This is a genomic window from Pseudomonas sp. EL_65y_Pfl2_R95 (genome assembly GCF_963971045.1).
Classification (GTDB): Bacteria; Pseudomonadota; Gammaproteobacteria; order Pseudomonadales; family Pseudomonadaceae; genus Aquipseudomonas.
On the sequence record NZ_CAXAOV010000001.1, the window covers coordinates 1,606,593 to 1,622,411 of the forward strand.

At 54.8% G+C, this 15,819-nt stretch carries 11 protein-coding genes; all 11 read right to left on the minus strand.

Going from position 1 to position 15,819, the window contains the following annotated elements; translation table 11 throughout:
* Positions 1-108: 108 nt before the first annotated feature.
* The 11 genes from hemE to AACY09_RS07565 all read right to left on the minus strand — a co-directional run bounded on the left by hemE (position 109) and on the right by AACY09_RS07565 (position 15,769).
* Entirely contained in the window at positions 109-1,176 is a 1,068-nt protein-coding gene (gene hemE / locus AACY09_RS07515) for a uroporphyrinogen decarboxylase (RefSeq protein ID WP_339486993.1), read from the minus strand.
* 219 nt (positions 1,177-1,395) lie between these two features.
* A complete protein-coding gene (locus AACY09_RS07520; RefSeq protein ID WP_339486994.1) occupies positions 1,396-2,814 on the minus strand; it encodes an FAD-dependent oxidoreductase in 1,419 nt (472 codons plus the stop codon).
* Between the two features lie 107 nt (positions 2,815-2,921).
* Positions 2,922-7,370, minus strand: a complete 4,449-nt coding sequence (gene gltB / locus AACY09_RS07525; RefSeq protein WP_339487104.1) for a glutamate synthase large subunit — start codon at positions 7,368-7,370, stop codon at positions 2,922-2,924.
* A 243-nt stretch (positions 7,371-7,613) separates the two neighbouring features.
* Complete coding sequence (locus AACY09_RS07530) at positions 7,614-9,173, minus strand: SPOR domain-containing protein (RefSeq protein ID WP_339486995.1); 1,560 nt, start codon at positions 9,171-9,173, stop codon at positions 7,614-7,616.
* 10 nt (positions 9,174-9,183) lie between these two features.
* A complete protein-coding gene (aroB, locus tag AACY09_RS07535) occupies positions 9,184-10,287 on the minus strand; it encodes a 3-dehydroquinate synthase (RefSeq protein WP_339486996.1) in 1,104 nt (367 codons plus the stop codon).
* Between the two features lie 51 nt (positions 10,288-10,338).
* The gene (aroK, locus tag AACY09_RS07540; protein WP_339486997.1) at positions 10,339-10,857 is read right to left on the minus strand and encodes a shikimate kinase AroK; all 519 of its coding nucleotides are present in this window, start codon (positions 10,855-10,857) and stop codon (positions 10,339-10,341) included.
* Between the two features lie 4 nt (positions 10,858-10,861).
* Positions 10,862-12,937, minus strand: a complete 2,076-nt coding sequence (gene pilQ, locus AACY09_RS07545) for a type IV pilus secretin PilQ (RefSeq protein ID WP_339486999.1) — start codon at positions 12,935-12,937, stop codon at positions 10,862-10,864.
* Between the two features lie 54 nt (positions 12,938-12,991).
* Positions 12,992-13,516 carry a type 4a pilus biogenesis lipoprotein PilP gene (gene pilP / locus AACY09_RS07550; RefSeq protein WP_339487000.1) on the minus strand — a complete coding sequence of 175 codons (525 nt, stop codon included), beginning with the start codon at positions 13,514-13,516 and terminating at the stop codon, positions 12,992-12,994.
* The gene (gene pilO, locus AACY09_RS07555) at positions 13,513-14,136 is read right to left on the minus strand and encodes a type 4a pilus biogenesis protein PilO (RefSeq protein WP_339487001.1); all 624 of its coding nucleotides are present in this window, start codon (positions 14,134-14,136) and stop codon (positions 13,513-13,515) included. The genes pilP and pilO overlap by 4 nt, the downstream gene beginning before the upstream one ends.
* A complete protein-coding gene (pilN, locus tag AACY09_RS07560) occupies positions 14,133-14,705 on the minus strand; it encodes a type 4a pilus biogenesis protein PilN (RefSeq protein WP_339487002.1) in 573 nt (190 codons plus the stop codon). The genes pilO and pilN overlap by 4 nt, the downstream gene beginning before the upstream one ends.
* Positions 14,705-15,769: a pilus assembly protein PilM gene (locus AACY09_RS07565; RefSeq protein ID WP_339487003.1), complete on the minus strand. Its 1,065-nt coding sequence runs from the start codon at positions 15,767-15,769 to the stop codon at positions 14,705-14,707. Before AACY09_RS07565 ends, pilN begins: the two co-directional genes overlap by 1 nt.
* Positions 15,770-15,819: the final 50 nt, after the last annotated feature.

Genomic DNA, 15,819 nt, shown 5'->3' on the forward strand with positions numbered 1-15,819 from the left:
CGGCAAACTTAACCACATCAGCTGAGCCTGCAACGCCATTCGGCGTTGCAACCTAGGCTCTAGCCAAACCCGTTGGCTGCGCGGTTCAATCGCCGCGCAGCGACAGGGTTATTGGTGGTACTGCGCCGACAACTCGTGCACCGCTTCGAGGAAGGCGCCAGCGTGAGCTGGGTCAACTTCTGGGGTGATGCCGTGGCCCAGGTTAAACACCTGTCCGGTGCCGTTGCCATAGCTGGCAAGAATCCGCGCGACTTCTTTGCGAATCGCCTCTGGCTTGGCGTACAGCACGGTCGGGTCCATATTGCCCTGCAGGGCTACCTGATTGCCCACGCGCTTGCGCGCCTCACCAATATCGCAGCTCCAATCCAGGCCCAACGCATCAGCGCCCGTTGCAGCCATTGATTCCAGCCACAGGCCACCGTTCTTGGTGAACAAGATCACCGGGACTTTGCGCCCTTCGTGCTCACGGATCAGACCATTTACGATCTTTTGCATATAGGCCAGAGAAAACTCTTGGTACGCCGCCGATGACAGATTGCCGCCCCAGGTATCAAAGATCTGCACGGCCTGAGCGCCCGCGAGAATCTGGCCATTGAGGTAGGCAGTGACCGACTGCGCCAGCTTATCCAGCAGGTTGTGCATGGCTTGCGGGTTGTCATAGAGCATGGCTTTGGACTTGCGGAAGTCTTTCGACGAGCCGCCTTCAACCATGTATGTGGCCAAGGTCCAGGGGCTGCCCGAGAAACCAATCAGCGGCACGCGGCCATTAAGCTCACGGCGGATGGTGCGCACAGCGTCCATCACATAACCGAGGTCTTTCTCAGGATCAGTCACCTGCAACGCGTCAACATCGGCAGCGGAGCTGATGACTTTCTTGAAGCGAGGACCTTCGCCCGCTTCAAAATACAGGCCCTGACCCATGGCGTGGGGGATGGTCAGAATGTCTGAGAACAGGATTGCGGCATCGAGCTGTGGATAACGATCCAGTGGCTGCATAGTGACTTCACAGGCAAACTCAGGGTTCATCATCAGGCTCATGAAGTCGCCTGCCTTGGCGCGGCTCGCCCGGTATTCCGGCAAGTAGCGGCCAGCCTGACGCATCATCCACACCGGGGTGACATCAACAGGCTGCTTAAGCAGGGCACGCAGGAAACGATCGTTCTTCAGGGCAGTCATGTTCACAATTCTCTGTAATTCATAGAGTTCTTCGGCTTTCGCGCCCTGCGGGTTCACGCTTACTGCGTCCTTACAGCCGCCAGCAGCAGAAAAAGTGCGGGTATTTTCGCAGACCACAATGCAAAAGGCACGGCGGGTGCCGTGCCTTTTGTCTATCGTGACGATTTGCCGCGTTCAAGCAAGGTTTTCATGAGCCCCTAAAGGCCCAGAATGACTTTGTTAAACGCCCAAATAGTCCAGAATGCCTTCAGCGGCATTACGGCCTTCGAAGATCGCCGTCACCACCAAGTCAGAGCCGCGAACCATATCGCCACCGGCGAAGATTTTCGGGTTGCTGGTCTGGTGTTTAAACTGGCTCTGCTCCGGTGCAACCACGCGGCCCTGACTGTCAGTTTCGATTTCAAACTGGCTAAACCACGGCGCAGGGCTTGGGCGGAAGCCGAAGGCAATCAGTACGGCTTCTGCCGGGATGATCTCTTCCGAACCTGGGATCGGCTCCGGGCTGCGACGGCCACGGGCATCAGGCTCACCCAGGCGGGTCTCAACAACCTTGACACCTTCGACCTTGTCTTCTCCGACAATGGCGATAGGCTGACGGTTGAACAGGAAGCGAACCCCTTCTTCCTTGGCGTTTTTAACTTCTTTACGCGAGCCTGGCATGTTCTCTTCGTCACGGCGATAGGCACAGGTCACGGACTTGGCGCCTTGACGAATCGAGGTGCGGTTACAGTCCATGGCAGTATCACCACCACCGAGCACGACAATGCGCTTGCTCTTCATGTCGATAAAGTCTTCTGGCGACTTCTCGAAACCCAGATTGCGATTGACGTTGGCGATCAGGAAATCCAAGGCATCGTGCACGCCTGGCAAGTCTTCGCCCGGGAACCCACCTTTCATATAGGTGTAGGTGCCCATGCCCATGAACACAGCGTCGTATTCAGCGAGCAACTCATCCATGCTGATGTCTTTACCGATTTCGGTATTGAGCCGGAACTCAATCCCCATACCTGTGAAGACTTCACGGCGATGGCTGAGCACGGTCTTTTCCAGCTTGAACTCTGGAATACCAAAGGTCAGCAGACCGCCGATTTCCGGGTTCTTGTCGAACACCACCGGGGTCACACCGCTGCGTACCAAAACGTCAGCGCAACCCAGGCCAGCAGGGCCTGCACCGATCACGGCAACACGCTTGCCCGTCGGTTGAACCCCAGACATATCCGGACGCCAACCCATGGCGAACGCGGTGTCGGTGATGTACTTCTCGACCGAACCAATGGTGACTGCGCCAAAACCATCATTCAGGGTGCAGGCCCCTTCGCATAGACGGTCTTGCGGGCACACCCGGCCGCACACTTCTGGCAGCGTGTTGGTTTGGTGCGACAACTCGGCGGCGGCCAGAATGTTGCCTTCGGAGACCAGCTTCAACCAGTTAGGGATGAAGTTGTGCACCGGGCACTTCCACTCGCAATAGGGATTACCACAGCCCAGGCAACGGTGCGCCTGATCAGCAGCAACCGCCGGTTTGAAGTTGTCGTAAATTTCGACAAATTCTTTTTTGCGTTGACGCAACAGCTTCTTCTTTGGGTCTTTACGCCCAACTTCGATGAACTGGAAGTCGTTATTCAGACGTTCAGTCATTTCAAAACCTCTCAACAGCGTGCGCAGTTTGAAACCGGCGCAGCAAGACAATCACGGTGAGCAACCGACCTGAGCAGCAAGGCTCAGATCAGTCGCTTGAAGCTGTTTTATTGCGGGTTAGCGCGCATGCTCGACAGCAACGACTTAAGGCTTGCAGCCTTGGGCTTAACCAACCAGAACTTACGCAAGTAATCGTCTAGGTTCTCAAGCAGATTAGCGCCCCATTCACTGGCTGTTTCAGCCACATACTCAGCCAACACAGTTTGCAGATGGCTGCGATAAGCCTCCATCGCTTCACTGTTGATGCGCTGAATCTCAACCAGCTCATGGTTCACTTTGTCGTAAAAGCTGTTGTCCAGATCAAGCACATAGGCGAAACCGCCAGTCATGCCTGAGCCGAAGTTGTAGCCCGTCTTGCCCAGCACACAGATAAAACCGCCGGTCATGTATTCGCAGCAATGATCGCCCGTACCTTCCACAACGGCATGGGCACCCGAGTTACGCACGCCGAAACGCTCACCGGCTGTACCGGCTGCAAACAGCTTACCGCCAGTTGCACCGTACAGGCAGGTGTTGCCAATGATGGCGCTTTCCTGCGTTGCAAACGGGCTGCCTTGCGGCGGAGTGATCACCAGCTTGCCGGCGGTCATGCCTTTACCGACGTAATCGTTGGCGTCACCTTGCAGGTACATATTCAAGCCACCAGCGTTCCACACCCCAAAGCTCTGGCCCGCAGTGCCCTTGAAGCGGAACGTAATAGGTGCCTTGGCCATGCCTTGATTGCCATGCTTGCGGGCAATTTCACCGGAGACACGAGCACCAATCGAGCGGTCGCAGTTACAGATATCAAGCGCGAACTCGCCACCACTGGCTGACTCAATCGCTGCGCTGGCCAATTCAACCATCTTCTCGGCAAGCAAACCTTTATCAAACGGCGGGTTGCGATCAACCTGACAGAACTGCGGTTTGTCAGCCGGAATCAGATCACTGCCGAGCAACGGGCTGATATCCAAATTGTTCTGCTTTGCGGTTTCACCTGGCAGAATTTCCAGCAAATCAGTCCGACCAATCAGCTCTTCCAAGCTGCTAACGCCAACCAGCGCCAACCACTCACGGGTCTCTTCAGCCACGAACTTGAAGAAGTTCATGACCATTTCAACCGTACCGATGAAGTGATCTTTACGCAGTTTGTCGTTCTGGGTAGCCACGCCGGTGGCGCAGTTGTTGAGGTGGCAGATACGCAAATACTTACAGCCCAGGGCGATCATGGGCGCGGTACCGAAGCCGAAGCTTTCAGCTCCGAGAATCGCCGCCTTGATCACATCCAGACCGGTTTTCAAGCCACCGTCAGTTTGCACCCGGACCTTACCGCGCAGGTCGTTGCCGCGCAGGGTCTGGTGCGTTTCAGCCAAGCCCAGCTCCCACGGTGCGCCTGCATACTTGATCGAGGTCAGCGGTGATGCACCGGTGCCGCCGTCGTATCCAGAAATGGTGATCAAGTCAGCATAGGCCTTGGCCACTCCGGCCGCGATCGTGCCAACGCCCGCCTCGGCAACCAGCTTGACCGAAACCAGCGCAGAGGGGTTGACCTGCTTGAGGTCATAAATCAACTGAGCCAGATCTTCAATCGAGTAGATGTCGTGGTGCGGCGGTGGTGAAATCAAGGTGACACCCGGCACTGCGTAACGCAGACGTGCGATCAAACCGTTAACTTTACCGCCCGGCAACTGACCGCCCTCGCCCGGCTTAGCGCCCTGAGCGACCTTGATCTGCAGCACTTCGGCATTGACCAGATATTCCGGCGTGACGCCGAAACGACCTGTGGCCACCTGCTTGATTTTCGAGGTACGGATGGTGCCGTAACGCGATGGATCTTCGCCACCCTCACCGGAGTTGGAACGCGCACCCAGACGGTTCATCGCCTCGGCGATGGCTTCGTGAGCTTCTGGCGACAAGGCACCCAGCGAGATACCCGCCGAGTCAAAGCGCTTGAAGATCGATTCCAGCGGCTCAACCTGATCAAGGCTCATTGGCTTGTCAGCCAGTTTCAGCTTGAGCAGGTCGCGAATCATCGACACCGGACGTGTATCAACCAGCGCGCTGTATTCTTTATACTTTTCGTAATTACCTTGCTGCACAGCCACCTGAAGAGTGTTGACCACATCAGGGTTGTAAGCATGGTACTCACCGCCGTGAACAAACTTCAGCAAACCACCTTGTTGGATCGGCTTGCGGTTGCTCCAGGCTTCATTGGCGAGCAGCTTCTGTTCGGCTTCGATATCAACAAAGCGTGCGCCTTTGATGCGACTGGCAACGCCACGGAAGCTGATATTGACCACTTCATCGGACAAGCCTACGGCTTCAAACAGTTGCGCACCACGGTAGGAGGCGACAGTCGAGATACCCATCTTTGAAAGGATCTTCAGCAGGCCTTTGGAGATGCCTTTGCGGTAGTGCTTGAACACTTCATACAGGTCGCCAAGCACTTCACCAGTACGGATCAGATCGCCGAGCACCTCGTAAGCCAAGAACGGATAGACCGCCGAGGCGCCGAAGCCGAGCAGTACTGCATAATGATGCGGGTCACGGGCAGTGGCTGTTTCGACCAGAATGTTACAGTCGCAACGCAGGCCTTTCTCGGTCAGTCGGTGATGTACTGCACCCACCACAAGCGACGCATGAGCCGGCAACTTGCCTTGCTCGATATTGCGGTCGCTCAGTACCAGCAGCACTTTGCCTGAGCGCACCGCTTCTTCTGCCTGATCAGCCATATTGCTGACAGCAGCCTCGAGACCGATGCTTTCGTCATAGTTCATGTCAATGAAGTGACGTTCAAAACCTGGGCTATCCAGGTTCATCAAGGTCCGCCATTTGGCCGGTGAAATAACTGGCGAGCTGAGGATCACGCGGGTGGCGTGCTCTGGCGACTCTTCAAAGATATTGCGCTCGGCACCGAGGCAAATCTCCAGCGACATGACAATGGCTTCACGCAGTGGGTCAATCGGCGGGTTGGTAACCTGCGCGAACTGCTGACGGAAGTAGTCATAGGTAGAGCGTACCCGTTGCGACAACACCGCCATTGGCGTGTCATCGCCCATCGAGCCGACGGCTTCCTGACCTTGTTCACCCAGCGGGCGCAGCACTTGGTCGCGCTCCTCGAAGGTCACCTGATACATTTTCATGTATTGCTTCAGGCGATCGGCCGAGTAAAAGTCAGAGCCATGATCGTGGTCGTCCATGGTCGCCTGAATACGCAAGCCACTCTTACGCAACCACTGCTTGTAGGGATGACGCGACTTCAAGCGATTGTCGATGTCTTCGGCGTTGAGCACCTGACCGGTTTCAGTATCAACCGCAAGCACCTGTCCCGGGCCGACACGACCTTTGGCGATCACTTCTTCTGGCTTGTAATCCCACACGCCGATTTCCGACGCGAGGGTGATATAGCCATTGGTGGTCGTCACCCAGCGCGCTGGACGCAGACCATTACGGTCAAGCAGGCACACGGCGTAGCGGCCATCGGTCAGCACAACGCCAGCCGGGCCGTCCCAAGGTTCCATGTGCATGGAGTTGTATTCATAAAACGCACGCAAATCGGCGTCCATGGTTTCAACGTTCTGCCACGCTGGCGGAATGATCATACGCACGCCGCGGAACAGGTCGATACCACCTGTGACCATCAGTTCGAGCATGTTGTCCATGCTCGATGAGTCAGAACCCACGCGGTTGACCAGCGGACCCAACTCGTCGAGATCAGGGATCAGACCATTGGCAAACTTGGTGCGCCGCGCCTGCGCCCAGTTACGGTTACCGGTGATGGTGTTGATTTCACCGTTGTGCGCAAGGAAACGGAAAGGCTGGGCCAACGGCCATTTCGGCAGCGTGTTGGTCGAGAAGCGCTGGTGGAAGACACAGATAGCCGTCTGCAAACGCTCATCACCCAGGTCTGGGTAGAACTGCTGCAAGTCAGCCGGCATCATCAACCCTTTGTAGATGATGGTCTTGTGCGAAAAACTGCAGATGTAGTGCTCAGGATCAACGGCATTCACCACGGAAGAGCGGCGGCGCGCGCAAAACAGTTTGATCGCGAATTGTTGATCGCTAAGGCCTTCGCCACCAATAAACACCTGCTCGATTTGCGGCAAGCGCTCAAGTGCCAGCCTGCCCAATACGCTGGTGTCGATCGGCACTTTACGCCAGCCGATCAGACTCAGGCCTGCGGCCTGAATCTCTTTATTCATATTCTCGCGAGCCGCTTGCGCTTTGGTCGGGTCTTGGTTGAAAAAAACCATTCCCACAGCGTATTGCTCAGGCAACTCGACAGACAACTGCTCCAGGGCAATCGCCCGCAGGAATGCGTCAGGCTTCTGCATCAGCAAGCCACAGCCATCGCCAGTCTTACCGTCAGCGTTGATCCCACCACGGTGGGTCATGCATGTCAGGGCTTCGATAGCGGTCTGCAGCAGGTGATGGCTAGCCTCGCCCTGCATATGGGCTATCAGGCCGAAGCCGCAGTTATCCTTGAACTCATCAGGACGGTACAAACCTGCTTTCATAGGGACTCTCACCAGGCTGCCTCCTTTTCTAGGGAGGTAATTACTTTCTAATTCAACAACTTACCGTGCGCGCAGGACATTGCCCCAGCTTTGCGCAGGCAAAAGGGTGGTCATTGTACATATCCGCTCGGGACGTCACAAATTTAAGTGACGACCTAATGCAATCTTATGTCGCTAAAACGAAATTTCAGACCAGTTAGTCGTGCTACCGACTAACTGGTCATCTCCGTCTAAGCAGCGTGATTAGCGAGCTTGAGCGATTTCCAGCTTGATACTGGCGTAGGTACGTGGCCAAGGCTTGCCTGCCTGGACCTTCGCCGGCATTTTGGAGATAGCGGCTTTAGCAGCATCCGCACTGGCAAAGCTACCATAGGTTACAACGTACAACGGCTTACCTTTGTACATTTTCATGAAGTAATGATATTCACTGCCATTTTGACTCACAAACGCCTTGGCGTTGCTTTCCGAACTGGTGCCTACAACTTGCAAGGTGTAGCGCGAACCTGCCTGATCGGCATACCAACCGGTGATATTGGCGGGTTTTGCAGCTGGCGTAGCGGTTTCAGGTTTAGCCGCTGGCTTGGTGGCTTCAGGGGCTTTAACCGGGGTGACAGGCTCCTCGGCCGGCACTTGTTTACGGGTATCGACCAACAAGCGCGAATTAGTATCTGGCGCTGGTGTGGTAGCCGTGTCAGACGCTGGCTCAGATTCAGGCTCAGCGGGTGCAGCCTCGGCCGGCGCTTGGTTATTGCTCACTTCACCGTCACGGATTACCGGCTGTGACTTACCCACGAGAGGCAACGGCATCGGCTGATCAGAGCCCGCAAATTCAATGGCTGGCTCTGCCGGGTCTGTGCCTTGCTGGGCCGTATCCGTTGCCTGCTCAGTTGCCGGCGCCTGTGGTTGAACATTTTCCGCCGGTGCTTGAGCCTGACCTTCTGGCATTGCAGGCTTATCACGGCCTTGCATCATCCAGGCAACCAGTACACCGACCACCACCACGGCCAACGCCAACATATGCTTGCGCGGTATATTGAACGCAAAACCAGAGGTCTTGCCAGCCGCACGCTTAGCCTGCATGGCCTCGACCAAGACTTCGCGGGCAGCCAGATTAATCGCACCCGGCCAGCCTTCGGATTGCTCATAAATGCTTGCGAGCTGCTCCTCATTGAAGATTTCCAGACCCTGCGCCGCACCCTCCAGGCGTAGCGCCAGGTACTCACGCATATCCTCTTCGGTATAAGGCTCCAATTCGATGATATGGAAGTGCTCTTCGCCGTCAGACACCTGATCAAAACGTGGCAGCATCGCCGTTTCAGCAAACAGGAATACATGGGGGCGCCCTTCTGGACCGCCCGCAGCCAAGGTCACCAGGTTGCGTAGATCGCTGTCACTGAGTTGCTCAGCATCATCAACCAGCACATAGACTTCCTGACCGGTAATAGCCAACTGACCGACCTGAGCCAAAATCGACTGCATGTCCGGCTGCGCAACCTGCAGGCCCTGGGCAACCTGACGCAACACGCCCATGCCTTCACCGGCGTTTTGCGTGACAACGACACTCAATACCGCCTGTTTATTGGTGCTCGCGACCAAGGCCTGACGCAACAACGTCTTACCGCTGCCTTGGGGGCCTGTTACGGCCAGCAGCAGTTGGCTGTAGCGCGCCAAGTGGTGCAACTGACCCAGCACTGGCTTGCGCTGAGCAGGGAAAAACTTGAAGCCGGGCACCCGAGCAGCAAATGGGTCATGGCTAAATTGGTAATGGTCGAGGAACGCCTCGTCAGCGTGCAAACTAGTCATGGGACACTCTTTAATTTTTTTGCTGTTCAGCCATCGCTGCATAATCGGCGCTTAGCGTGGCACTTAAAATCTCACGCGGGTACTCACTGGTAACCACCGCTTCGCCCATTTGACGGAGCAACACTAACCTTAGCTGACCATCGAGTACTTTCTTATCGACAGCCATATGCTCTAGAAAGTGCTCCGGGGTCATCACTTTCGGTGGCACTACAGGCAAACCCGCAGCGCGAAACAGACGAATGGCGCGATCACGCTCAGTTGGCTCGATCCAACCCAGCCGCACTGACATCTCTAACGCCATGACAGTACCCGCAGCAACCGCTTCGCCATGTAGCCACACACCATAGCCCATGTGTGTCTCAATCGCATGGCCGAAGGTATGCCCTAAGTTGAGCGTCGCCCGTAGACCTGACTCGCGCTCATCGGCGGCGACTATACGCGCCTTTGCCGCACAAGAGCGTTCAATCGCTTGGGTCAAAGCAGCCTGATCCAATTGACGCAGCGCGCTCATGTTCGCTTCCAGCCACTGCAGAAACGGTTCATCGCAAATCAAGCCGTATTTAATCACCTCGGCCAAACCGGCGGATAGCTCTCGCGGCGGTAGGCTGACGAGGCTCTTAGTATCAATTAATACCGCTTGCGGCTGATAAAACGCCCCGACCATATTCTTGCCAAGTGGATGGTTGATCCCGGTCTTGCCGCCCACCGAAGAATCAACCTGTGACAACAAGGTCGTTGGCATCTGAATAAAATTCACCCCACGCTGATAACAGGCAGCGGCAAAGCCGGCCATGTCACCGACAACTCCACCGCCCAGGGCAATAATGGTTGTGCGCCGGTCGTGCCGTGCCGTTAGCAGCCCATCGAAAATCTGCTGCAGCACTTCCCAGGTTTTAAACACTTCGCCGTCCGGCAAGACAACTGCCGTCACGCTAAAACCACTGAGCGCCTCTTTTAAAGCCTGTAAATACAAGGGCGCGATGGTTTCGTTGGTGACGATAGCCACCTGACGGCCGGCAATATGCTGAGCCAGCAACTGCGGCTGCGCGAGCAGATCTGCACCAATATAAATAGGGTAACTACGCTCACCGAGCTCGACTTGAAGAATTTGCATGCAGCCCCCTGTCAGAAAAGGGCTCTAGGATAGCGCAGTTCGGGCTGCGCTTTAACGGGGAGGAAGCGCTTCTAGTCGCTCAAGTATCTCTTGCACGACCATTCGTGGGGGTCGCTCATCTGTTTCGATCACAATATCGGCGATTTCACGGTACAGCGGATCACGCAACGCTAACAAATCGCGCAGGACTTTACCCGGATCAGGGGCCCGTAACAGGGGTCGATTACGGTCTCGCGCGGTCCGGTTGATTTGCTGCTCAACAGAGGCATGCAAATAAACCACTCTGCCGCCTTTATATAAGGCAGCACGATTCTCAGGGCGCATCACGGCGCCGCCACCTGTGGCCAGCACCATGCCCTGAGACTCGCATAACTCAACGATTACCGACTGTTCACGCTCACGAAAGCCTTGCTCACCTTCGACATCAAAGATCCAGGGGATATCTGCCCCGGTCCGGTGCTCGATTTCTTTATCAGAATCTTTAAAGGGTAAACGCAACTCTTTGGCTAACAACCGCCCGATGGTGCTTTTTCCAGCGCCCATCGGGCCAACAAGTATCAGATTTTGCACTTAATCAACGGCTCACCGCGACAGCTTGGGTGTTCATGATGCGCGGGGTGAGGAAGATCAGCAACTCAGATTTCGAATCCTGAACGATGTCGCGGCGGAACATGCGACCCAAATAGGGCAGATCGCCAAGGAACGGCACCTTGTCCACACCTTTGCGCTGCTCGTTGGAGAACACACCACCGATCACAATGGTTTCGCCATCGTTGACCAAGACCTTGGCATTAACCTCATTCTTGCGAATGGTTGGCGTGCCGTTTACCTGGTTGGCGAAGTCCGGCTCATCCTTGTTCACTTTGACTTCCATAATGATGCGGTTGTCAGGGGTGATTTGCGGCGTCACTTCGAGCGATAGAGCAGCTTCTACGAAGGTGGTAGAGGTCGCACCGCTTGAAGAGGCTTCCTGGTAAGGAATATCCGCACCTTTAAGGATCTTCGCGGTTTCTTTATCCGAGGTCACAACTTTAGGCTGCGAGACCACTTCACCGTTACCGGTTTTTTCCATCGCCGACAGCTCAAGGTCAAGAATGGTGTTGTCGGTAACAAAGCCGATACCCAGTGACGACGTTGCGTTTGTCACACCCATATCAACAAAGTTACCTAACGCAGTGTCTGGACCCGAACCACCAATGGTACGGTCACCGCCGCTGCCACCAACGATAAAGTTACCGTTGCCAACCTGCGCACCGCGCCAGTTAACACCCAGCGACTTGTCATAGTCGACGTTGGCTTCGACGATACGCGCTTCGATCATTACCTGACGTACTGCCACATCGAGCTGAGCCACAACACGGCGCAGCTCATCGAGGCGCTCTTGGGTTTGGTAAGCAATGATGCTGTTGGTACGGTCATCGACTGTGATCGAACCACGGTCATCCGCACTGCCGTCAGCACTGGTCACCGACTGGAACAGCTTGGCCATATCAGAGGCCTTGGCGTAGTTGACCTGAATCAACTCACGGCGCAGCGGAGCCAGCTCAGCGATTTGTTTTTGCGATTCCAGCTCTTGACGCTCACGCGCCGCAATTTCGTCCGCTGGCGCCACCAGCAACACGTTGCCGACTTTGCGCTTGTCCAGGCCTTTGGTTTTCAGCACCAGATCCAAGGCTTGATCCCACGGCACATTTTGCAGGCGCAAGGTGATATTGCCGGCGACGGTGTCACTGGCAACCAGGTTAAGATCGGTAAAGTCGGCGATCAGCTGCAGCACCGAGCGCACGTCAATATCCTGAAAGTTCAGCGAGAGCTTTTCACCGCTGTAAGCAAAACGTTCGGTCTTCCGCTTTTCAGCGTCGTCCTTGGTCAGCGGTTTAATGCTCAGCGTCAGCTTGTTATCCGTTTGAAAGGCCAGGTAGTCATAAAAACCTGTCGGTTCAATGACAATACTGGCTTTATCCGCCGAACCGGTCGCACTGACAAACTGTACGGGCGTGGCAAAGTCTTTAACATCCAGGCGCACGCGCAGGGCTTCTGGCAATTGGGTTTTTGCAAAATCCAGGCGGATTTTACCGCCCTGCTCTTGAATATCCGGGCTCACGGTTGGGTCTGACAAGGTGATAACTACGTTACCTTCACCTTGCTCACCACGCTGGAAATCAATATTGCTAATCGCCTTGGTCTGAGCCACATAACTTCTGGTTTGCGGCTTTTTATAAGTCGAAGTCGCTGGAGCGGCGGCTGGGGCGGCTGCAGTAGCTGCACCGGCATTGGCACCGACCAGAACGAACAGGTTATTGCCTTCAACCCGCGTGCTGTAAGGTGCCAGGTCTGCCAGGTTAATAATCAGGCGCGTGCGGTCTTTAGCTTCGACCACCGTCACACTGCGTGCATTGCCCACACCCAGTTCACGGTTCTTGGTCCCCAGCTTGTTGGCAACCCCAGGCAAGTCCAGTGCTATGCGCGCTGGCTGTTCGATGGTATAGCCGCGAGGCGCCGCAACGGGCTCGTCGAAGGTCATTTTCAGTTCAACGCGATCACCTGGCAACGCAGCAACATCAAGCGCTTCCAGGTTAGCTGCCAACAGCACAGGCGAAAGGAGTACCCCCAGCAAGGAAATACTTAGACGCGTAAGGGAGCTATTCATTCTCAGGTTCCGTTTGGCAGACAGATTATTTTTTTTCATGTTCTCTCCGCTCATTTAAGAGCGCTCCTTGAGGGAGAGGCTTCGCGGCCGTTCAAGCCAGCCACCTTCACCATCTGGAACGATTTCAATCACATCAATTTTTGACTCATTGATCGCAATGATGCGTCCGTTATTTCGACCCAGGTAATCCCCGACCTTGATCCGATGAACGCCCCCTGCACCACTGACCAAGGCAAATGTGCCGCGATCATTGGACAACGTACCGACCATCTCAAAGATTTCAATATTGAAGCCTTCAAGGAATTGCTTAACCCGCGTTTCGTCTGGCTTGATTTCTTTCGAGCCTTTGGTGCGTTGCACCATCTCAATCTTCACGGGCGGCTGGAATGGGCTTCTCAGTGACGCGGCACTGTAAGTAAAACTTTCATAGGGCTGGAACTTAGGCAGCGGCTCAATGGAACCCTTAGGTCGCGCACGCACCTCGTCCATATAAGACTGCAGGTCGGCAAAATCACTGCTTGAGCCACAACCACTAAGTGTCAACACCGTTAAAAGAGCGGCTAAATGGGCGCGTTTCATTTCTGCACCCCCTTGTCGTTATAACGGTAGGTTTTAGCAAGGATCGACATCCGCAGCTTGCTCGTTGTGTCTTTACTGGCCGGGACAAGATCAAAATCATGCAGCGTGACAATACGCGGCAAACTGGCGACACCACTGACGAAAGTCGCCAAATCGTGATAAGTGCCCACTACTTTGATCTGTATCGGCAGCTCGATATAAAACTGTTGCGTCACTTCAGGAAGGAGCTTGATCTCTTCGAACTCAAGACCACTGCCCAAACCTGTGCGCGTAATATCTTCGAGCAGACCTGGAACTTCGGTATCACTTGGCAACTGCTTGAGCAGCGCGCCAAATGAGACTTCCATTTCCTTCATTTGCTCTTTGTAAGCCTCAAGGTTGGCCGCCTGAAAAGCTTTAGAAGAGAACTGCTCTTTGAGCGTAACCTCTTCTTGCTCCTTACCAGCAAGCTGAGTTTGCAGGTCTTCCAAGTGGAATTTATAACCGAGGGCCAGCACCAGGACTAACAGCAAGGCACCCGCAATCACCTTGACCGCTGCCGGCCAGGAGCCCACGTTATTCAAGTCCAGATCGTTAATATCAATCTGTTTCAAACCATCCAGCGATTCTCTCAGGCTCATTTTTTAACTTCCTCGCCTTCAAGCTTCGGCTGGGTTTGTTGCACCGTCAGCTGAAACACATTCGCCTGATCTATCGCCCCAGCCGTCACCGCTTTAACTTCGGTCAAGTTGGGCTGAGTTAGCCACTCTGAGGAATCGAGATTGCGCATTAAATTCGAAACACGGTTGTTGGATTCAGCGGCGCCGACAATGGCGATGTTCTTGCCGGTCATTTTAAGCCCGGTAAAGAAAACGCCATCGGGCAGGGTTCTCACTAACTGATCAAAAACCCGGCCAATAATCGGCCGATTGCCTTGCAAGTCTTGAATGATTTTCATCCGTTCAAGTAACTGCTCACGGCGTTTTTTCAGTTCACTGATTTCTTTAATCCGGGTATCGAGCACGGCAATTTCTTTGCGCACAAATTCATTGCGCGCATTTTGCTGCTCGATCGCATTGTTAAAGTATTGATCACCCAAAAACACCAGGCCTGCAGAAACCGCCAGCACACCGCCGAGAGCAACAAGGAAACGCTGCTTGCGCTCCTCGCGTAACTGCTCTCGCCACGGAAGTAAGTTAATCCGTGCCATTAGTCGAAACTCCTCATCGCCAGACCACAAGCAATCATCAGTGCCGGCGCGTCACTTGCAAGCGCCCCCGCATTGACCTTGCTACTTAACGCCATATCAGCGAACGGATTAGCGACCAGTGTCTGGGTGCCGATCTTCTGTTGAATCAGGCGATCGAGATCAGGAATCGAAGCCGTACCACCGGCCAACAGGATGTAATCAACGTCGTTGTACTGACCCGCGGCGAAGAAGAACTGCAACGAGCGCGACACCTGTTGCACAACCGCCTGCTTGAACGGTTGCAGCACTTCACTGTCGTAGTCATCTGGAAGGCCGCCTTGCTTTTTCGCAAGACCGGCTTCCTCGACCGACAAGCCATAACGACGCTGAATTTCTTCAGTCAGTTGCTTGCCACCGAACATTTGCTCACGGGTGTAGATGGTCCTGCCGTTATGCAAAACGCTCAATGTCGTCATAGTTGCGCCAATATCGACAACCGCGACAGTCAGGTCATCATCACTGGAGCCGAGTTGCTCTGCGAGCAAGGCGAACGAGCGCTCGAGTGCATAGGCCTCGACGTCAACCACCTTGGCGGTCAACCCTGCAAGGGCCAATGCGGCTTCACGAACCTCGACGTTTTCTTTACGGCATGCCGCAAGCAACACTTCGACCCGTTCAGAATTTCGCGGCGACAAACCCTGCACTTCGAAGTCGATGGCAACTTCTTCCAGTGGGTAAGGAATGTATTGGTCCGCTTCAATCTTCAGCTGATTCTCAAGATCATCGTCAGAAAGCCCAGCTTCCATTTCAATGGTCTTGGTAATAACTGCAGACCCTGCGACGGCAACCGCCACAGTTTTAACCCCCGTCTTCGCCTTGGAAAGCACGCGCGTGAGTGCCTGGCCGACCCCCTCCATCTCGGCGATGTTTTTTTCAACTACAGCATTAGGTGGGAGCGGCTCAACAGCGTAGGCCTCTACTTTGTAGCGGCCTCCTGAGCAACTCAACTCGAGGAGCTTTACTGAAGTCGAACTGATGTCGATCCCCAGCAGCGTATTCGCTTTCTTATTGAAGAGCCCTAGCACGACCGATTTCCTATTGGCATCCGTTACTTACGGACTATTTATGTTTTTCT